Genomic DNA, 18753 nt, shown 5'->3' on the forward strand with positions numbered 1-18753 from the left:
TCGCCGTTGACCGCGCACCCTGCCCGATAGGAGCCGGCTTCAGCCGGGGACAGGCGCCGCAAGCCGGCAACGATCGGCGGCCCGCCTCCCGGTCGCCGGCCGTACCCGGCTCCCGCGCGAGCGCCCGCCGCATCGCCCCATCGCGAAAAGCCGGCCCGGCCGGGCGCCTCAGCGGGCCAGGCCGTCGACGAAGGGCTGCACCACGGCGTTGCCGCCGGCCACCGTCAACGGCGCCTCATCGCGCTCCAGCGGCAGCACCGCCAGCGCCAGCCGCGGCGCATGGCCGGCCGCGCCGACCACGCTGCCGATGGCGCGCTGCGACTGGTTCACCTCGGCGCCGGGCTCGGTGGCGTCGGGGACCTGCAGCAGCAGCAGTTCGCGCTTGGCCTTGCCCAGGAAGTGGGTGCGGGCCACGATCTCCTGCCCCGGATAGCAGCCCTTCTTGACGCTGTAGGCGGACAGCCGATCCAGGGCGAGCTGTTGCGGTGTCCATTGCTCGCGCTGGGAGGCGGGCAGGCGCGGCAGGCCCAGGCGCAGGTCGGACGCCCGCCAGGCTTCGTGCGCCTGCGCATCGGCCGGCGCGGACGCGCGGGACAGGCGCAGCGTGCGCGGCAGCCCCGGCGCGCCGTAGTCCAGTTCCAGCGAGGTTTGTTCGTCGCCCGCCACGGTCGCGCCGCGTGCCTGCGCCGGCGCGGCGAACGCGCCGCCGGCCCGCAGCTCCGGCCGCGCGGCGATGGCGACCTTGCGCCGGAACACGAAACGGCGCAGTGCATCGCCCAGTTCCCCGGCATCGGCATCGGGCAGCAGCAGGCGCAGCGCCTGGTCGGCGGTGCGCAGCAGGGCGAACACGGCGATCACGCGGCCCTTCGCGGTCAGCCATGCGTTCCATTGCCATTGCCCGATGGCCAGCGCTGTCACGTCGTTGGCGAACTGCGCCTGGGCGAAGGCGATGGCGTCCGGGCCGTCCAGCGCGAGCACGGCATGGCCCTCCAGCGCGAAGAAATCCGCTGTATTTCCGCTAGATACGAATGGCTGGTTGTCAGGCACGTTGACCGCGGCTTAAAATTTTGTGCGTTGCAAGGAGTTCCCAATGATAGGTCAAAGCCCTGTGGTTCCCGAATCCGCCGAAAGGCCGGAGGATGGAACGCAGCCGTCCACGGATGCCGCCGCACGGGCGACGCCGCGTGAGATCGGGGGCCGCGAGGGCCCGGAGCCGACCCGCTACGGAGACTGGGAAAAGAACGGCCGCTGCGTCGATTTCTGACGCCGCGCCCATAAGCCACGCGCGCCCTCCGGGCCGCACAGCCGAGACAACGAGCCAGCCGATGAGCACTCGCGAACGTCCCCTGTCACCGCATCTGCAGGTGTACCGCTGGCAAATCCAGATGGTGACCTCGATCCTGCACCGCGCCACCGGCATCGTCCTGGCGGCCGGCGCGCTGGCCATCGCCGCCGGGCTGCTGTGCCTGATGCTGGGCCCGGAGCACTGGGCCTGCTTCACCGCCGCGGCCGGCGCCTGGTACGGCAAGGCGTTCCTATTCGGCTGGACCTGGGCGTTCGCCTTCCACCTGTGCAATGGCATCCGCCACGTCGTCCAGGACTTCGGCCATGGTTTCAGCATCCCGGCCTTCATCCGCAGCAGTTGGCTGTCGGTGGCCGGCAGCCTGGCCATCACCGCGCTGATCTGGGCCTGCGCATTCAACGGAGGTGCCGCATGAGCCGTTTCCGCACGCCCCTGAAGAACGCGCGCGGCCTGGGCACGGCCAAGACCGGCACCGAGCACTTCGTCCACCAGCGGCTGACCGCCACCGCCCTGGTCTTCCTCGGCATCTGGTTCGTGTGGTTCGTGCTGAGCCTGGTCGGCAGCGACTACCTGACCGCCGCCGATGCGGTGTCCAGGCCGTGGAACGCGATCCTGCTGGTGGGTTTCCTGGCGGCCTCGTTCTGGCACGCCCAGCTCGGCCTGCAGGTCGTGCTGGAGGACTACATCCACAACTCGCTGGCGGCCCTGGCGCTGCAGGTCAGCGTGAAGTTCATCGCGGTGCTGGGCGCCATCGTCAGCATCTTCGCCGTGGCCCGCATCGCGCTGGCCGGCTGAGCGCGCCCCGCAGAAGGATTCCAGACCGAATGTCCGCCTACAAGATCACCGAACACAAGTACGACATGGTCGTCGTCGGCGCCGGCGGCGCCGGCCTGCGCGCCACCTTCGGCCTGGCCCAGAAGGGCCTGCAGACGGTGTGCCTGACCAAGGTCTTCCCGACCCGCTCGCACACCGTGGCCGCCCAGGGCGGCATCGCCGCCGCGCTGGCCAACATGGGCGAGGACGACTGGCGCTACCACTTCTACGACACCGTCAAGGGCGGCGACTGGCTGGGCGACCAGGACGCCATCGAGTACATGTGCCGCGAGGCCATCCCCTCGGTCATCGAGCTGGAGCACTACGGCGTGCCGTTCTCGCGTACCGAGGACGGCAAGATCTACCAGCGCCCGTTCGGCGGCATGACCACCCGCTACGGCGAGGGCCCCTCGGCGCAGCGCACCTGCGCGGCGGCCGACCGCACCGGCCACGCGATGCTGCACACCCTGTACCAGCAGTCGCTGGCGCACGACGCGCGCTTCATGATCGAGTACTTCGCCCTGGACCTGGTGTTCGACGAGGAGGGCGTGTGCCGCGGCGTGCTGGCGCTGGACATGGCCGAGGGCTCGCTGCACCTGTTCCGCGCTCACGGCGTGGTCCTGGCGACCGGCGGCTACGGGCGCGCCTATTTCAGCGCGACGTCGGCCCATACCTGCACCGGCGACGGCGGCGGCCTGGTGGCCCGCGCCGGCCTGCCGCTGCAGGACATGGAGTTCGTCCAGTTCCACCCCACCGGCATCTACGGCGCCGGCTGCCTGATCACCGAGGGCGTGCGCGGCGAAGGCGGCATCCTGCGCAATTCCAGCGGCGAGCGCTTCATGGAGCGCTATGCCCCGCACTACAAGGACCTGGCCTCGCGCGACGTGGTGTCGCGCTCGATGACCATCGAGATCCGCGAGGGCCGCGGCGTGGGCGAGCACAAGGACCACATCCTGCTCGACCTGACCCACCTGGGTCCGGAGGTGATCCACGAGAAGCTGCCCGGCATCGCCGAGAGCGCGCACATCTTCGCCGGCGTGGACGTGACCAAGCAGCCGATTCCGGTGATCCCGACCGTGCACTACAACATGGGCGGCGTCCCCACCAACTACCACGGCGAGGTGGTGCGCAAGGTCGGCGGCGATCCCGACGCGGTGGTGCCGGGCCTGTACGCCATCGGTGAGGCGGCCTGCGTATCGGTGCACGGCGGCAACCGCCTGGGCTCCAACTCGCTGCTGGACCTGGTGGTGTTCGGGCGCGCGGTGGCCAACCGCTGCGCCGAGACGATCCAGAGGAACGCCCCGCACAAGCCGCTGGCGTCCGATGCCTGCGACAAGGCGCTGTCGCTGCTGGACAGGCTGCGCCATGCCGACGGAGACACCCCGACGGCGGTGATCCGCGACCGCATGCAGCGCACCATGCAGGCCGACGCGGCGGTGTTCCGCACCAGCCAGACGCTGAAGGAAGGCTGCGAGAAGATGGCCGAGATCTTCGCCAGCTTCGAGGACGTCAAGGTCGCCGACCGCTCGCTGGTGTGGAACTCCGACCTCATCGAGACCTACGAGCTGAACAACCTGCTGATCAACGCCGTGGCCACCATCAACTCGGCCGAGCAGCGCCACGAGAGCCGCGGCGCCCACGCGCACGAGGACTACCCCGAGCGCGACGACGTCAACTGGCAGAAGCACACGCTGGTGACGGTGGACGGGAAGGGCAACTGCAGCTTCGACTACCGCCCGGTGCACATGTACACGCTCACCGACGACGTGGCCGTGGTGCCGCCCAAGCCGCGCGTGTACTGAGCGGGCCGGCCAGCATGCAGCACCCGAACCTCCTCCCCCGCGACGCGCGCCCGGCGCTCGCCCCGCTCGCCCAGCGGGCCGCCTGAGCCAACGAGAACAGCCATGGCAGAGTTCAGTCTCCCGAAGAATTCCCGGATCACCCAGGGCAAGCACTTTCCCGCCAAGGGCGCGAAGAACCCGCGCACGTTCAAGGTGTACCGCTGGAACCCGGAGGACGGCGCCAACCCGCGCACCGATACCTACGAGGTGGACCTGGCCGCGTGCGGGCCGATGGTCCTGGACGCGCTGATCAAGATCAAGAACGAGATCGACCCGACCCTGACCTTCCGCCGCTCCTGCCGCGAGGGCATCTGCGGCTCGTGCGCGATGAACATCGACGGCACCAACACCCTGGCCTGCACCCGCGCCATCGCCGACTGCAGGAAGAGCGAGGTGCCGATCTACCCGCTGCCGCACATGGAGGTGGTCAAGGACCTGGTGCCGGACCTGACCCATTTCTACGCGCAGTACGCCTCGATCAAGCCGTGGATCCGCACCCAGACCCCGGCGCCGCCCGACCGCGAGCGCCTGCAGTCGCCGGAGGACCGCAAGAAGCTCGACGGCCTGTACGAGTGCATCCTGTGCGCCTGCTGCTCGACCTCGTGCCCGAGCTACTGGTGGAACGGCGAGCGCTATCTGGGCCCGGCGGTCCTGCTGCAGGCCTACCGCTGGATCGTCGATTCGCGCGACGAGGACACCGGCGCGCGCCTGGACGACCTGGAGGATCCGTTCAAGCTGTATCGCTGCCACACCATCATGAATTGCGCCCGGACCTGCCCGAAGGGCCTGAACCCGGCACTGGCCATCGCCGAGATCAAGAAGCTGATGATGGCGCGGCGCGCCTGACCGGCAACGGCAAGCGCGATGCGGCAGTGCGAAGGCCCGGGCGACCGGGCCTTCGCTTTTGCGGGGCGGCCGGCCCCGCGTGCCCGGCGGAGGCGGCCGCCTACAATGGCGGGCAACTTCGTCCCGCCGCATCCGGATTGGCCGACACCGTCGACACGGAACTCCCCATCGCCCCCGTGCAGGACCATGGACTGCGCCGCCAGCGCCAGCGCTGGCTGCTTTCGCTGGCGGCGTCGGCGAGCGGCCGCCGGCGGCTGGCGTCGGCGTGCGTGGTCGCGGCCGGCTGGCTGCTGCTGCCGCAGGCCTGGGCCATGGCCTCGCTGCTGCAGGGCGTGCTGGTCGACGGCCATTCCCCCGCGCGCTGGAGCGCCTGCTTCGCCGTGCTGGCGGCGACGCTGCTGCTGCGTGCACTGCTGGGCCGGCTTGCGCAGGACGCCGCCGGCGACGTGGCCGAGGCGGCGAAGCGGGAGCTGCGCGCACGCCTGTACGCCATCCTGCAGGCGCACGGCCCGCGCTGGCTGCGCACGCGCCGCAGCGGCGCGCTGGGCGAACTGCCGCTGGCGCACGTCGAAGCGCTGGAGGGCTACTGCGCCGGTTACCTGCCCGCGCGCACCGAGGTGGCCTGGGTGCCGCCGGCCCTCCTGCTGGCGATCTTCGCCGTGGACTGGCTGCCGGCGCTGGTGCTGTTGCTGGCCGCGCCGCTGGTGCCGCTGTTCATGATGCTGGTCGGCCTGGGCGCGGAGGCGGCCAGCCGTGGGCAACTGGCGGAACTGGCGCGGATGGGCGGGCACTTCGCCGACCGGCTCAAGGGCCTGGGCCTGATCCGCCTGTACGGGCGCGGCGAGGCGGAGCTGGCGGGGATCGTGGAAGCCGCCGAAGGCGTGCGCGAGCGGACCCTGCGGGTGCTGCGCATCGCCTTCCTGTCGTCGACCGTGCTGGAATTCTTCGCTTCGCTCAGCGTGGCCGCGGTGGCGCTGTACTTTGGCCTGGGCTACCTGGGCCTGCTCGGCGACGGCCCCCGGCCGGACCTGCGCACCGGTCTGTTCTGCCTGTTGCTGGCGCCGGAATTCTTCGCACCGATGCGGCGCCTGGCCACGCACTACCACGACCGTGCCGGCGCGTTGGCCGCGGCCGCGGAGATCGAGGCAATGCTGGGGGCCTTGCCCGATGCCACCGGCGCGGGCGTTCTGCCGGCGGCCGGGCCGGGCGGATCGATGGAGCCGGAGGCCGCGGACGGCGGCGTGGCTGACCATGCCCGGGCAGGAGACGGCCGCGGCGGCATGCACGACGATGGCGAAGCGACGGGCGCTTCGGGCACCGGCGCGCCCGGAGCGCACAGCGCTTTGCCGGCATCGGCGGCCGGGCCTGGCCGGATGACGGCCGCCGCGCCGCTCCTGCGCGTCGAGCGGCTGGCGCTGCGCGCGGCCACGGATGCGCCGTTGCTGTTCGCCGACCTTTCGTTCGCCCTGGGCACGGGCGAACGCCTGGCCGTCACCGGTCCCAGCGGCTGCGGCAAGAGTACGTTGCTGGAGGCCATCGCCGGCTGGCTGCCGCCGGCGCAGGGACGCATCGCGATGGCGCCCGGCCTCGAACCGGCCCATGCCGGGCAGCGTCCGTACCTGTTCCAAGGCAGCCTGGCCGACAACCTGCGCCTGGCCTGGCCGCAGGCCGATGCGGCGGCGCTGCAGGCGGCGGCCCGCACGGCGCAGGTCATGCGCTTCGCCGCCGGCCTGCCGCAGGGCCTGGATACGGTGGTCGGCGAGCGCGGCTTCGGCCTGTCGGGCGGCGAGGCCCGGCGCGTGGGCCTTGCGCGCGCGCTGCTGCGCGACCCGCGCTTGCTGCTGCTCGACGAGCCCACCGCCTTCCTCGACCCCGGGACCGAGGCCGCGTTGCTGGAGGCCCTGTCCGCCTACGCGGCCGGTCGCGCGGTGCTGGTCGCCACCCACAGCCCGGTGGTGATGCGCTGGGCCGGCCGGGTGCTGGAACTGCCCGGCGGCGTGCTGCGCGACGCGGAGGGAATGCCGCCATGAAACCTGTACGCAGCGAAGGGCTGGCTGCGGTGTTCGCCGTCCATCGCGGGCGCATGCTCGCCGCCGCGGCGGCGCTGCTGGCCACGATGCTGGCCGGCACCGCGCTGCTCGGCCTGGCCGGCGGCTTCATCACCGCCGCCGCGCTGGCCGCGGGCACGGCGGCCGGCTTCAATTTCTTCTCGCCCTCGGCCGGCGTCCGTGCGCTGGCACTGGCGCGCATCCTGTCGCGTTATGCCGAGAAGCTGGCCGGCCACGACGCCACCTTGCGCATCGCCCGTGACCTTCGCGCCTGGTTCTTCCGCCGCGCGTTGCCGCTGGCGCCGGCACGGCTGGGCGCATTGCGCACCGGCGAGCTGATGGGGCGGCTGATGGACGACATCGGCCAGGTCGACGGCCTGTTCGTGCGCGCACTGGGGCCGCTGGCGGCCATGCTCGGCATCGGCCTGCTGGGGATCGCGTGGGCGGCCTGGGTCGACCCGTGGGCCGCGCCGATCCTCGCCGTTGCCGCGCTGGCGATGGGCGCCGGGGTGCCGGCCCTGGTCGCGCGCCGGGGGCAGGTGCTGGAACACCGGCATGCGGCGCTGCAGGCCGCGCTGCGCACGTGCGTGCACGAAGGCATCGAGGGCGCGGCCGACCTGGCGGCGATGGGGGCGACCCGCCGCTGGGCCGGCCGGGTGGACGATGCGGCCGGGGCGCTGGCCGACAGCGGATGCCGCCGCCGTCGCAGGCTGTCCGCCGGTGACCTGCTGCATGCGCTGTGCGGCATGTCCGCGCTGCTGGCGATGACCGTGCTGGCTACCTCCGCCGCGCACGCGGGACGGATTGCGCCGGCGCACGCCGCCGCCCTGGTCTTCGTCACCCTGGCGCTGCTGGACGTGTGGGCCGGCGCGGGCCTGGCGTGGCAGGCGCTGCAGGGCGGGCGGGCCTCGGCGCGACGCCTGCGCGCGGTGGTGGACGCCGCGGCCACGGTGGTCGACCCGCCGCTGCCGCAGGCGGTGCCGGCCACCGGCGCGCTATGCCTGCAAGGCGTCGTCTTCGCCCATCCCGGCGGGCGCCGGGTACTGGACGGCATCGACCTGCGGATCGAGCCGGGACAGCGGGTGGCGATCGGCGGCGACAGCGGCGGCGGCAAGAGCACCCTGACCGCGCTGGCCCTGCGCGTGCACGATCCCGCGGCCGGCGCGGTGCGCTGGGACGGCGTCGACCTGCGCCGCTTCGCCCAGGCCGAGTGGCATGCGCGGGTGGCCTGGTTGCCGCAGGAGGCCACGGTGTTCGCCGGCAGCGTGCGCCAGAACCTGCGCATGGGCGATCCGGAAGCCGGCGAGGCGGCGATGTGGCGAGTGCTGGCCGCGCTGGACCTGGAGGCGCGGGTGCGCGCCTCCGGCGGGCTGGACAGCGAGGTGGGCGAGGGCGGCGCCCTGCTTTCCGCCGGCCAGGCGCGCCGGCTGGCGCTGGCCCGCGCGCTGCTGCGCCCGGCGCCGCTGCTGGTGCTGGACGAACCCACCGAGGGCCTGGACGAGGACGCGGCCGCCGCGCTGCTGCTGGACCTGGAGCGGGCGCTGGGCGGGCGCAGCCTGCTGCTGGTCAGCCACGGCGCATTGCCCGCGTCGCTGCCCTGGCGCCGGCTGCGGTTGCAGGACGGGCGGCTCCATCCCGTCACGGCGCCCGGCATGCGGCCGCCGGGATAACCGGCGTTTCGGCAGCCGGCCACAGACCGGCACCGGCAGCGGCAAGATCGGTGCGCCGCCGCCGCCGCCGGTTGCGACTTCCATGCAGGGGCCGACTTCAGCCGGCGACATCGCCCGGGCGCCAGCCATGGGCGGCACCACTTCAAGCCGCCGATTGGACTTGGCTCCCGCGCATCGGCAAAACGCCCCGGCCGGCCCGCTGCGCCGGTGGCCACCCGGCGCCGCCGTCAGGCCGCGTTGAGCGCTTCCAGCCCGGCGAAGTCGAGGATGTCCACCCGGTAGGTTTCCGGCAGCGCGATCAGCCCGCGCGTGCGCAGCGCGGTCAGGCAGCGGCTGACCGTCTCCACGGTCAGGCCGAGGTGGTCGGCGATGTCGCCGCGCGGCATCGGCAGCGCAACCGAGGCCGCCGGATCGCCGCCGCGCGCCTGCTGCGCGGCCAGCTTCAGCAGGAAGTCGGCGATGCGCTCGGTCGGGTTCATCCGCGCCAGCGCCATCATCTGGTCGCGCGCCGAGTCCAGCTCGGTGCAGGCCCGCTCCAGCAACTTGCCCTGCAGGTGCGGGAACTGCGTGCCCAGGTGGCGCATGGCCTCCATGCTGAAGCGGCACAGCTCGGTCTCGCCCAATGCCTCGATGTCGTGCTGGTGCACGGCCGCGCCGCTGAGGCCCACGAAATCGCCGGGCAGGGCGAACCCGGCCACCTGGCGCCGGCCGTCGGCCGACAGCCGCACCAGCCGCAGCGCGCCGCGGGTGACGGTGTATACGTACCGGCGCGGCTCGCCCTGGTGGGCCAGCACCGCGCCCGGCGTCAGCACCTGCGCGCCGGCCACCGCGTCCAGCGCATGCACTTCCGCGGGCGAGAGCACCGAGCAGATTGCCAGATGGCGCACCTGGCAATGCATGCATGGCCCCAGCGGGCCGGCTTCGGCCGGCGCGGGAACCAGGCAGGGGCTGTCGAACGGGGGCCAGGGCATGCGTGGGGGCAGGGGCGGCGAGAGGGCCATGATACCGGCAAGCGCCCCGCCCACGCCGCCGCCCGGGTGCATCGGCGAGCGCGCCGGGCACGGTAGAATCGGCGCTCCAGATCGCGTGTCGTCCAGGAGTTTTCCGCTTGATCAAGCCCCGCACCCCGCCCGGCATCATGGAGCTGCTGCCGCGCGAGCAGATCGCCTTCCAGCGCATGCTCGACGTCATCCGCCGCAACTACGAGCGCTTCGGCTTCCTGCCGGTGGAAACACCGGTATTCGAGCTGTCGGAAGTGCTGCTGACCAAGTCCGGCGGCGAGACCGAGCGGCAGGTGTACTTCGTCCAGTCCACCGGCGCGCTGGCCAACGCCGCGGCGGATGCCGAGGCCGGCAAGGGCGACGGCGGGCCGCCCGAGCTGGCCCTGCGCTTCGACCTGACCGTGCCGCTGGCGCGCTACGTGGCCGAGCACGAGCACGAGCTGAGCTTCCCGTTCCGCCGCTACCAGATGCAGCGCGTGTACCGCGGCGAGCGCGCCCAGCGCGGCCGCTTCCGCGAGTTCTACCAGTGCGACATCGACGTGATCGGCAAGGACACGCTGAACATCCGCTACGACGCCGAGGTGCTGGCGGTGATCCACGCGGTGTTCTCCGAGTTGGGCATCGGCGCCTTCCGGGTGCACCTGAACAACCGCAAGCTGATGCGCGGCTTCTTCCAGGCCCAGGGCGTGACCGACCCGCAGCAGCAGGCGCTGGTCCTGCGCGAGGTGGACAAGCTCGACAAGCGCGGCGCCGACTACGTGCGCGACACGCTCGCCGGCCCGGATTTCGGCCTGCCGGCGGCGGCGGTGGAACGCATCCTGGCCTTCGTCGCGGTGCGCTCGCAGTCGCACGACGATGCGCTGGCGAGGATCGACGCCGCGCTCGCCCAGGCGGGGGCGGACGCGGGCGAGGCGCTGCGCGCGGGTGCGGCCGAACTGCGCGAGGTGCTGGGCCTGGTCAAGGCGCTGGGCGTGCCCGAGTCGGCCTACTGCCTGAACTTCTCCATCGCCCGCGGCCTGGACTACTACACCGGCACGGTCTACGAGACCCAGTTGGTCGAGCACCCGGAGATCGGCTCGATCTGCTCCGGTGGCCGCTACGAGGACCTGGCCAGCCACTACACCAAGTCCAGGCTGCCGGGCGTGGGCATCTCCATCGGCCTGACCCGGCTGTTCTGGCAGTTGCGCGAGGCGGGCCTGATCGCCGGCATCGCCGAGAGCAGCGTGCAGGCGATGGTGGCGCTGATGGACGAGGCGCGGCTGGACCAGGCGCTGGACATCGCCCGCCACCTGCGCGCCGGCGGCATCAACACCGAGGTGCAGATGGAGGCGCGCAAGGTCGGCAAGCAGTTCCAGTACGCCGCGCGCGCCGGCATCCGCTTCGTGGTGCTGGCCGGCGAGGACGAACTGGCGCGCGGCGTGGTCGCGGTCAAGGACCTGGCGCGGGAGCAGCAGTTCGAGGTCTCGCGCGAGGAACTGGCCGGCACCCTGCGGGTCGAGCTGGAGCAGGCGCGGGCGTTGGCCGGCCGCTGAGCGGGCGGGCCCGGGCGATGGCCATTTCCCCGTGCGGTATCCAGGTGCCGGCCGTCCGGTGCCAGGGCCGCTGCCGCATGCGTTCCGGCCGCGCCACCGCTTGACCGGAGCGCCCCGGCTCTGTTCCAATGTGATAGCACGTTATTACATTGGATGGGCGCGGGACCGGAATGAAGCGGCGCGGGGACGACAACGAGGACGAGGAACAGAAGCTGGACGTCCTCGCCCAGGCGCTGGCCTCGTTGCGCGAGGCCGGCGACGTGCGCGCGTTCCTGGAAGACCTGTGCACCCCCGCCGAGCTGGAAGCGATGAGCGACCGCTGGCGGGTGGTGCCGCTGCTGCGGCAGGGCGTGCCCTACCGCGAGATCCACGAGCTGACCCAGGTCAGCGTCACCACCATCGGCCGGGTCGCGCGCACGCTGGAGCGCGGCACCGGCGGTTACGCGCTGGCCCTGCGCCGCCGTTGCCGTTCCACCAGCGCGAGAAACGCATGATGAACCCCACCCTGGGCACCGCCACCCGCGACCGCCTGCGCATCGCCATCCAGAAGAGCGGCCGCCTGGCCGAGCCGGCACGCAAGCTGCTGGCGGCCTGCGGCCTGAGCTGGCGCGAGAGCCGCGACAAGCTGTTCTGCTACGGCGAAACGCTGCCGGTGGACCTGCTGCTGGTCCGCGACGACGACATCCCCGGGTTGATCGCCGATGGCGTCTGCGACCTGGGCGTGGTCGGCCGCAACGAGCTCGACGAGCAGGCCGGCGCGCGTGCCCGCAACGGCCTGCCGCAGGCCTACCGCGAGCTGCGTGGCCTGGGCTTCGGCCAGTGCCGGCTGATGCTGGCGGTGCCGGAGGACTGGGAGTGGAGCGGGCCGGAGCAGTTGAAGGGCAGGGGCCTGCGCATCGCCACCAGCTATCCGGCCATCCTCGCCCAGTGGCTGCAGCGCCAGGGCATCGACGCGCAGGTGGTGGAACTGTCCGGTTCGGTGGAGATCGCCCCGCGCCTGGGCACGGCCGAACTGATCTGCGACCTGGTTTCCAGCGGCGCCACGCTGCTGGCCAACCAGCTCAAGCCGGTGGAGAACCTGCTCGACAGCGAGGCGGTGCTGGCCGGTCCGGCGCACGGCTTCGACGACGCCCGCGCCGGCCTGGCGCAGATGCTGCTGCGCCGGGTGGACGGCGTGCTCCAGCTCAAGGACCGCAAGCTCCTGATGTTCAGCGCCCGGCGCGAGTCGCTGCCGGAACTGGAGCGCCTCCTGCAGGATGCCGGGCCGCTGGTGCAGTTGCCTGGCGCCAACGGCAGCCTGTCGCTGCAGACGATGTGCGAGGGCGCGGTGAGCTGGCAGCAGTTGGAGGACCTGGAGCGCGCCGGCGCGCGCGAGTTGATGGTGCTGACGGTGGAGAGGTCGCTGGCATGAACACCACTTCCATCGATGCCGCCACGGGTGCGCGCGCCTGGAACCGCCTGGAGTGGACGGGGCTGGACGCCGCCGCGCGCGACCGCGCGCTGGCGCGGCCGGTGCAGGCCGTGGCCCAGGCCACGCGCGAATCGGTGGCGGCCGTGATCGAGGCGGTACGCGCGCGCGGCGATGCGGCGCTGCGCGAACTGACCGCGCGCTTCGACCGCGTGGAACTGGAGCGCTTCGAGGTCGACGCGGCCGAGTTCGCCGCCGCCGAGGCCGCCGTGGCGCCCGACCTGCGCCAGGCCATGACGCAGGCCCTGCAGCGCATCGAGGCGTTCCACCGTGCGGGCATGAGCCAGGGCTACGTGGTCCAGACCGCGCCGGGCGTGCAGTGCGAGCGCATGATCCGGCCGGTGCCGCGGGTGGGCCTGTACGTGCCCGCCGGCAGTGCGCCGCTGCCGTCCACCGCGCTGATGCTGTGCGTGCCCGCGCGCCTGGCCGGCTGCCGCGAGGTGGTGGTGTGCACGCCGCCGCGCGCCGACGGGACGGCCGACCCGGCGGTGCTGGTCGCCGCCCGGCTGGCCGGCGTGGACCGGGTGTTCAAGCTGGGGGGCGCCCAGGCCGTGGCGGCCCTGGCCTTCGGCACCGCGAGCGTACCCAAGGTCGACAAGATCTTCGGGCCCGGCAACGGCTACGTGGACGAGGCCAAGCGCCAGGTCGTGCAGAGCGGGGCGGCGGCCATCGACATGCCGGCCGGCCCGTCGGAGGTGCTGGTGATCGCCGACGAGGGCGCCAACGCCGCCTTCGTCGCCGCCGACTTGCTCTCGCAGGCCGAGCACGGTCCCGATTCTCAGGTGCTGCTGCTGACTGACAGCGCGGCGCTGATCGACCGGGTGGAGGCCGAACTGGCGGTGCAACTGGAGGCGCTGCCGCGCGCGGCGATCGCGCGCAAGGCGCTGTCGGCATCGCGCCTGATCCGGGTGGACACGCTGGAGCAGGCGTTCGCCATCAGCAACACCTATGCGCCCGAGCACCTGATCCTGGCCCTGCGCCAGCCGCGCGACTGGCTGCGGCAGGTGGAGGTGGCCGGCTCGGTGTTCCTCGGCGACTGGACCCCGGAGGCGCTGGGCGACTACTGCAGCGGCACCAACCACGTGCTGCCGACCAACGGCGCGGCCCGCGCGTGGAGCGGGGTCAGCGTGGCCAGCTTCCAGAACTTCGTGAGCGTGCAGGCGGCAAGCCGCGAAGGCATCCTCGCCATCGGCGCCTGCGCGGTGACGATGGCGCGGGCCGAGCGGCTGGACGCCCACGCCCACGCGGTGGTCCTGCGCATGCAGGAGGCATCGGCATGAATGCCGCGGACACACGCCAGGCCGACGACCTGCTGCGACTGGTGCGCGAGGACCTGCGCGGTTTCGGCGGCTACGCCTCGGCGCGCACCTGCGACCTGCGCGGCGAGGTCTGGCTCAACGCCAACGAAAGCCCATGGGCGAACCCGGCCGACGCCGCCGGTGGCAGCCGGCGCTATCCCGAGCCGCAGCCGCCGGCGCTGCGCCAGGCACTGGCCCGGCTCTACGGCTGCGCGCCGGAACAGGTGCTGGTGGGCCGTGGCAGCGACGAGGCCATCGACCTGCTGGTGCGTGCGCTGTGCGTGCCCGCCCGCGACGCCATCGTCACCACGCCGCCGGTGTTCGGCATGTACGCGGTCAGCGCGCGTCTGCAGGATGCGCGCCTGATCGAGGTGCCGCTGGTCGACGGTCAGGCCGGTTTCGGCGTGGATCTGGAGGCGGTGGCCGTGGCGGCCGAGCGGGGCGGGGCGAAGCTGGTGTTCCTGTGCTCGCCTTCCAACCCCACCGGCGGCAGCGTGCCGCTGGAAGGCATCGCCGCCCTGGCCGCGCGCCTGGCCGGGCGCGCACTGGTGGTGGTGGACGAGGCCTACGGCGAATTTTCCGAATCGCCATCGGCCATCGCGCTGATGCCGGCGCACCGCAACGTGGCGGTGCTGCGCACGCTGTCCAAGGCGCACGCGCTGGCGGCGGCCCGGATCGGGACGCTGCTCGCCGACCCGGCGCTGGTGCGCGTGCTGCGCGCCTGCCAGGCGCCGTATCCCATCCCCACGCCCTGCGCCGACCTGGCCGTGGCCGGGCTGTCGCAGGAGGCGCTGGCGCGCACCGCCGCGCGGGTGGAGCAGATACGCGGCGAGCGCGAGCGCCTGGCCCGGGCGCTGGCCGCGCTGCGCGGCGTGGTCCGCGTGTACCCCTCCGACGGCAATTACCTGCTGGTCCGCTTCGCCGACGCCGGTGGCGCCTTCGCCCGGCTGCTGGCCGCCGGCGTGGTGGTCCGCGACCAGCGCGCCGCGCCGCAACTGGGCGATGCGCTGCGCATCAGCCTGGGCACCCCCGAAGAGAACGACCGCGTCCTGGACGCGCTGGACGCGAAGGAAACCGCCGCATGAGCACCCCCATCCTGTTCGTCGACCGCGACGGCACCCTGATCGAGGAACCGGAAGGCTTCCAGATCGACGCCTACGAGAAGCTGCGCTTCGTGCGGGGCGTGATTCCGGCGCTGCTGAAGCTGCGCGATGCCGGCTGGCAGTTCGTGATGGTCTCCAACCAGGACGGCCTGGGCAGCGAGGGCTATCCCCAGGCCAGCTTCGATGGCCCGCACAACCTGATGATGCAGGTGTTCCAGAGCCAAGGCATCGCCTTCCGCGACGTGCTGATCGACCCGAGCTGGCCGCACGAGAACAAGCCCACGCGCAAGCCGGGTATCGGCCTGGTGCTGCCCTACATCCAGGACCGCGGCATCGACTGGAAGCGCTCGGCCATGGTCGGCGACCGCCCCACCGACAACGAGTTCGCCGCCAACCTGGGCATCCGCGCATTCCAGTTGAAGACCGAACAGTTCGGCGGCGACTGGGACTGGGCCGGCATCGCCCACGAGCTGGCCGACGCGCCGCGCCGGGCGGTGGTCGAGCGCGATACCAAGGAAACCAGGATCCGGGTGGAGGTGGACCTGGACCGCGTGGCCGAGCCGCAGGTCCACACCGGCCTGCCGTTCTACGACCACATGCTCGAGCAGATTGGCAAGCACGGCGGCTTCGCGCTGAACATCCGCACCGACGGCGACCTGCACATCGACGAGCACCACACCATCGAGGACACCGCCCTGGCCCTGGGCCAGGCGTTGCGCCAGGCGCTGGGCGACAAGCGCGGCATCGGCCGCTACGGCTTCACCCTGCCCATGGACGAGACCTGCGCCAGCGCGGCGCTGGACTTCAGCGGCCGGCCGTACCTGGTGTTCGAGGGGAAGTTCAGCCGCGAGCGGGTGGGGGACATGCCCACCGAGCTGGTCGAGCACTTCTACCGCTCGCTGTGCGACGCCGCGGGGCTCAACCTGCACATGACCGTCACCGGCGACAACGACCACCACAAGATCGAGGCCAGCTTCAAGGCGCTGGCGCGGGTGCTGCGCCAGGCGATCCGCCGCGAGGGCGATGCGCTGCCTTCGACCAAGGGCGTGCTGTGAGCGATGTCGCCGTCGTCGACGCCGGCGGGTCCAATCTCGGCTCGGTCTGCTACGCGCTGGAGCGCCTGGGCGTGCGGCCGCGCGTGGTCGCCGACGCGGCCGGGCTGCGCGGCGCGCGGCGGGTGATCCTGCCGGGCGTGGGCGCCGCGCCGGAAGCGATGCGCCGCCTGCACGAACAGGACCTGGTGGCGCCCTTGCGCGCGCTGCAGGTGCCGCTGCTGGGCATCTGCCTGGGCATGCAGTTGCTGTACGAGCGCTCGCAGGAGGGCGAGGTCGAATGCCTGGGCCTGGTGCCCGGCGTGGTCCGCAAGCTGCCGCAGGCGCCGGGCATCCGGGTGCCGCACATGGGCTGGAACGCGCTGCGTGCGATGCGTCCCTCGCCGCTGCTGGATGGCGTGGCCGATGGCGACAGCGCCTACTTCGTGCACAGCTACGCCGCGCCGGTGACCGCCGATACCGTGGCCGCCAGCGACCACGGCGGCCTGTTCACCGCCGTGGTCCGGCATGGCCGCTGGTGCGGCGCCCAGTTCCACCCCGAGCGCTCGGCCGCCACCGGCGCGCGCATCCTCCGCAACTTCCTGGAGATGGACCACTGATGGGCTTCATCGTTTACCCCGCGCTGGACATCCGCGGCGGCCGCGTCGTGCGCCTGGCGCAGGGCGATTACGCGCGCGAGACGCAATACGGCGACGATCCGCTGCCGCGCGCCTCGGCCTTCGCCGCCACCGGCGCGCACTGGATGCACCTGGTCGACCTGGACGCGGCCAAGGCCGGCGGCTACACCCTGCTCTCCTTGCTGGGCGACATCGCCCGGACCACCGGCCTGCAGGTGCAGACCGGCGGCGGCGTGCGCTCTCGCGAGGACGTGGCGCGGATGCTCGATGCCGGGGCCGCGCGCGTGGTGGTCGGTTCGCTGGCGGTGCGCGAGCCGGAAACCGTGATCGAGTGGCTGTCCGAGTTCGGCGGCGGGCGCATCACCGTGGCCCTGGACACGCGCCAGGACGCCGAAGGGGCATGGCAGTTGCCGGTCCACGGCTGGACCGAGGACGCGGGCGTCACTCTGGACGCGCTGCTGCCGCGCTACGTGGCCGCCGGGCTGCGCCACCTGCTGTGCACCGACATCGCCCGCGACGGCATGCTGTCCGGGCCGAATTTGGAGCTGTACGCGCACCTGCGCGCGCTGGCGCCGGCCGTGGACGTGCAGGCGTCCGGCGGCGTGCGCGACGCGGCCGACGTGCGCGCCGCCCGCCAGGCCGGTTGCGCCGGTGCGGTGCTCGGCCGCGCCCTGCTGGAAGGCCGGCTCAGCCTGCACGACGCGCTGGCCGAGGCGCAGCCGTGCTGAGCCGCCGCCTCATTCCCTGCCTGGACGTGCGCGGCGGCCGCGTGGTCAAGGGCGTGCGCTTCCGCGACCACGTCGACATGGGCGACATCGTCGAGCTGGCGCTGCGCTATCGCGACCAGGGCGCCGACGAGCTGGTGTTCTACGACATCGGCGCCAGCCCCGAAGGGCGCTCGGTGGACTACGCCTGGGTCGAGCGGGTGGCGCGGCTGATCGACATCCCGTTCTGCGTGGCCGGCGGCATCCGCGACGTGGAGACCGCGCGCCGGATGCTGCACGCCGGCGCCGACAAGATCTCGGTCAACTCGCCGGCGCTGGAGCGCCCGGCGCTGGTGTCCGAGCTGGCCGACGCCTTCGGCGTGCAATGCGTGGTGGTGGGCATCGATTCGATCCGCGAGGCCGACGGCCAGTGGCGGGTGCGCACCAACACCGGCGACCCGGACAAGACCCGCGCGCTGGCGGTGCGCACCCTGGACTGGATCGCCGAGGCGCAACGCCTGGGCGCCGGCGAGATCGTGCTCAACTGCATGGACAGCGACGGCGTGCGCCGCGGCTACGACATCGCCCAACTGCGCCAGGCGCGGGCGCTGTGCAAGGTGCCGCTGGTGGCTTCCGGCGGCGCCGGCGAGATGCAGCACTTCGCCGCGGTGTTCGAGCAGGCCGACGTGGACGGGGCGCTGGCCGCCAGCGTGTTCCACAGCGGCACCATTCCCATTCCGGAACTCAAGCGCTTCCTGCGGGAGCGCCAGATCGAGGTGCGCGATGTCTAGCCCTTCCCCCATCGCAGGCCCCCTGTCCACCGAGTCTCTGGATTGGGACAAGGGCGAGGGCCTGCTGCCGGCCATCGTCCAGGACGCCGACAGCCTGCGCGTGCTGATGGTCGGCTACATGGACCGCGATGCGTTGCGCGCGACCCAGAACACCGGGCTGGTCACCTTCTACAGCCGCAGCAAGCAGCGGCTCTGGACCAAGGGCGAGACCTCCGGGCACGTGCTGGAACTGGCCGGCGTGCAGGCCGACTGCGATTCGGACGCGCTGCTGGTGCTGGCGCGGCCGCGCGGCCCCACCTGCCACCTGCAGCGCGCCAGTTGCTTCCCCGCCGCGCCGGCGATCGCGGGCGAAGCCGCACCGCCCGCGGGCGACATCGGTTTCCTGAGCGAACTGGACGCGTTGATCGCCCGGCGCGCCCGCGAGCGCCCGGAAGGCAGCTACACCACCGGCCTGTTCGAGGCCGGCGTGCGCCGCATCGCGCAGAAGGTGGGCGAGGAGGGCGTGGAGACCGCACTGGCCGGCGTGGCCCAGAACGACGCCCAGTTGCTGGGGGAATCGGCCGACCTGATCTACCACCTGGTCGTGCTGCTGCATTCGCGCGGCCTGTCGCTGGCCGACGCGGTGCAGGTGCTGGCCCAGCGCCACCGGCGCTGAACGCCGGGCCA

General features: G+C 72.7%; 19 protein-coding genes. 17 read left to right on the forward strand and 2 right to left on the reverse strand.

Annotated features, from left to right (window positions below):
- Nucleotides 1-168: 168 nt before the first annotated feature.
- Entirely contained in the window at nucleotides 169-1047 is an 879-nt protein-coding gene (ygfZ, locus tag HNR76_RS05790) for a CAF17-like 4Fe-4S cluster assembly/insertion protein YgfZ (RefSeq protein ID WP_425501757.1), read from the reverse strand.
- A 43-nt stretch (nucleotides 1048-1090) separates the two neighbouring features.
- Between ygfZ and HNR76_RS05795 the strand changes: the two genes are divergently transcribed.
- From HNR76_RS05795 to cydC, 7 genes are all read left to right on the forward strand, one after another.
- On the forward strand, nucleotides 1091-1264 hold the full coding sequence (locus tag HNR76_RS05795; protein WP_162309926.1) for a DUF1674 domain-containing protein: 174 nt from the start codon (nucleotides 1091-1093) through the stop codon (nucleotides 1262-1264).
- A gap of 61 nt (nucleotides 1265-1325) precedes the next feature.
- Complete coding sequence (sdhC, locus tag HNR76_RS05800; protein ID WP_162309927.1) at nucleotides 1326-1718, forward strand: succinate dehydrogenase, cytochrome b556 subunit; 393 nt, start codon at nucleotides 1326-1328, stop codon at nucleotides 1716-1718.
- The gene (gene sdhD / locus HNR76_RS05805; protein WP_162309928.1) at nucleotides 1715-2098 is read left to right on the forward strand and encodes a succinate dehydrogenase, hydrophobic membrane anchor protein; all 384 of its coding nucleotides are present in this window, start codon (nucleotides 1715-1717) and stop codon (nucleotides 2096-2098) included. The genes sdhC and sdhD overlap by 4 nt, the downstream gene beginning before the upstream one ends.
- A 29-nt stretch (nucleotides 2099-2127) precedes the next feature.
- The gene (sdhA, locus tag HNR76_RS05810) at nucleotides 2128-3918 is read left to right on the forward strand and encodes a succinate dehydrogenase flavoprotein subunit (RefSeq protein ID WP_162309929.1); all 1791 of its coding nucleotides are present in this window, start codon (nucleotides 2128-2130) and stop codon (nucleotides 3916-3918) included.
- Between the two features lie 102 nt (nucleotides 3919-4020).
- Nucleotides 4021-4803 (forward strand): succinate dehydrogenase iron-sulfur subunit, encoded by a 783-nt coding sequence (locus HNR76_RS05815; RefSeq protein WP_162309930.1) that lies wholly within the window; start codon nucleotides 4021-4023, stop codon nucleotides 4801-4803.
- Between the two features lie 137 nt (nucleotides 4804-4940).
- A complete protein-coding gene (locus tag HNR76_RS05820) occupies nucleotides 4941-6833 on the forward strand; it encodes an ABC transporter ATP-binding protein/permease (protein WP_162309931.1) in 1893 nt (630 codons plus the stop codon).
- On the forward strand, nucleotides 6830-8521 hold the full coding sequence (gene cydC, locus HNR76_RS05825; protein WP_162309932.1) for a thiol reductant ABC exporter subunit CydC: 1692 nt from the start codon (nucleotides 6830-6832) through the stop codon (nucleotides 8519-8521). Before HNR76_RS05820 ends, cydC begins: the two co-directional genes overlap by 4 nt.
- 227 nt (nucleotides 8522-8748) lie before the next feature.
- Here the strand turns inward: cydC and HNR76_RS05830 are convergent, their stop codons facing one another.
- Nucleotides 8749-9408, reverse strand: a complete 660-nt coding sequence (locus HNR76_RS05830) for a Crp/Fnr family transcriptional regulator (protein ID WP_249065588.1) — start codon at nucleotides 9406-9408, stop codon at nucleotides 8749-8751.
- Between the two features lie 221 nt (nucleotides 9409-9629).
- Here HNR76_RS05830 and hisS point away from each other — a divergent pair, with 221 nt between their 5' ends.
- The 10 genes from hisS to hisIE all read left to right on the forward strand — a co-directional run bounded on the left by hisS (nucleotide 9630) and on the right by hisIE (nucleotide 18742).
- Entirely contained in the window at nucleotides 9630-11054 is a 1425-nt protein-coding gene (gene hisS / locus HNR76_RS05835) for a histidine--tRNA ligase (protein ID WP_162309934.1), read from the forward strand.
- 170 nt (nucleotides 11055-11224) lie between these two features.
- On the forward strand, nucleotides 11225-11548 hold the full coding sequence (locus HNR76_RS05840) for a YerC/YecD family TrpR-related protein (RefSeq protein WP_162309935.1): 324 nt from the start codon (nucleotides 11225-11227) through the stop codon (nucleotides 11546-11548).
- On the forward strand, nucleotides 11548-12465 hold the full coding sequence (hisG, locus tag HNR76_RS05845) for an ATP phosphoribosyltransferase (protein ID WP_162309936.1): 918 nt from the start codon (nucleotides 11548-11550) through the stop codon (nucleotides 12463-12465). Before HNR76_RS05840 ends, hisG begins: the two co-directional genes overlap by 1 nt.
- The gene (hisD, locus tag HNR76_RS05850; protein WP_162309937.1) at nucleotides 12462-13802 is read left to right on the forward strand and encodes a histidinol dehydrogenase; all 1341 of its coding nucleotides are present in this window, start codon (nucleotides 12462-12464) and stop codon (nucleotides 13800-13802) included. The genes hisG and hisD overlap by 4 nt, the downstream gene beginning before the upstream one ends.
- The gene (gene hisC, locus HNR76_RS05855; RefSeq protein ID WP_162309938.1) at nucleotides 13799-14905 is read left to right on the forward strand and encodes a histidinol-phosphate transaminase; all 1107 of its coding nucleotides are present in this window, start codon (nucleotides 13799-13801) and stop codon (nucleotides 14903-14905) included. Before hisD ends, hisC begins: the two co-directional genes overlap by 4 nt.
- Entirely contained in the window at nucleotides 14902-15978 is a 1077-nt protein-coding gene (hisB, locus tag HNR76_RS05860) for a bifunctional histidinol-phosphatase/imidazoleglycerol-phosphate dehydratase HisB (protein ID WP_162309939.1), read from the forward strand. Before hisC ends, hisB begins: the two co-directional genes overlap by 4 nt.
- Nucleotides 15975-16574 carry an imidazole glycerol phosphate synthase subunit HisH gene (gene hisH / locus HNR76_RS05865; protein ID WP_162309940.1) on the forward strand — a complete coding sequence of 200 codons (600 nt, stop codon included), beginning with the start codon at nucleotides 15975-15977 and terminating at the stop codon, nucleotides 16572-16574. The genes hisB and hisH overlap by 4 nt, the downstream gene beginning before the upstream one ends.
- The gene (gene hisA, locus HNR76_RS05870) at nucleotides 16574-17320 is read left to right on the forward strand and encodes a 1-(5-phosphoribosyl)-5-[(5-phosphoribosylamino)methylideneamino]imidazole-4-carboxamide isomerase (RefSeq protein WP_162309941.1); all 747 of its coding nucleotides are present in this window, start codon (nucleotides 16574-16576) and stop codon (nucleotides 17318-17320) included. The genes hisH and hisA overlap by 1 nt, the downstream gene beginning before the upstream one ends.
- Entirely contained in the window at nucleotides 17314-18087 is a 774-nt protein-coding gene (gene hisF, locus HNR76_RS05875) for an imidazole glycerol phosphate synthase subunit HisF (RefSeq protein WP_162309942.1), read from the forward strand. The genes hisA and hisF overlap by 7 nt, the downstream gene beginning before the upstream one ends.
- Complete coding sequence (gene hisIE / locus HNR76_RS05880) at nucleotides 18080-18742, forward strand: bifunctional phosphoribosyl-AMP cyclohydrolase/phosphoribosyl-ATP diphosphatase HisIE (RefSeq protein WP_162309943.1); 663 nt, start codon at nucleotides 18080-18082, stop codon at nucleotides 18740-18742. Before hisF ends, hisIE begins: the two co-directional genes overlap by 8 nt.
- The last annotated feature ends 11 nt before the right edge of the window (nucleotides 18743-18753 follow it).

The sequence above is a fragment of the Pseudoxanthomonas broegbernensis genome, assembly GCF_014202435.1.
Classification (GTDB): domain Bacteria; phylum Pseudomonadota; class Gammaproteobacteria; order Xanthomonadales; family Xanthomonadaceae; genus Pseudoxanthomonas; species Pseudoxanthomonas broegbernensis.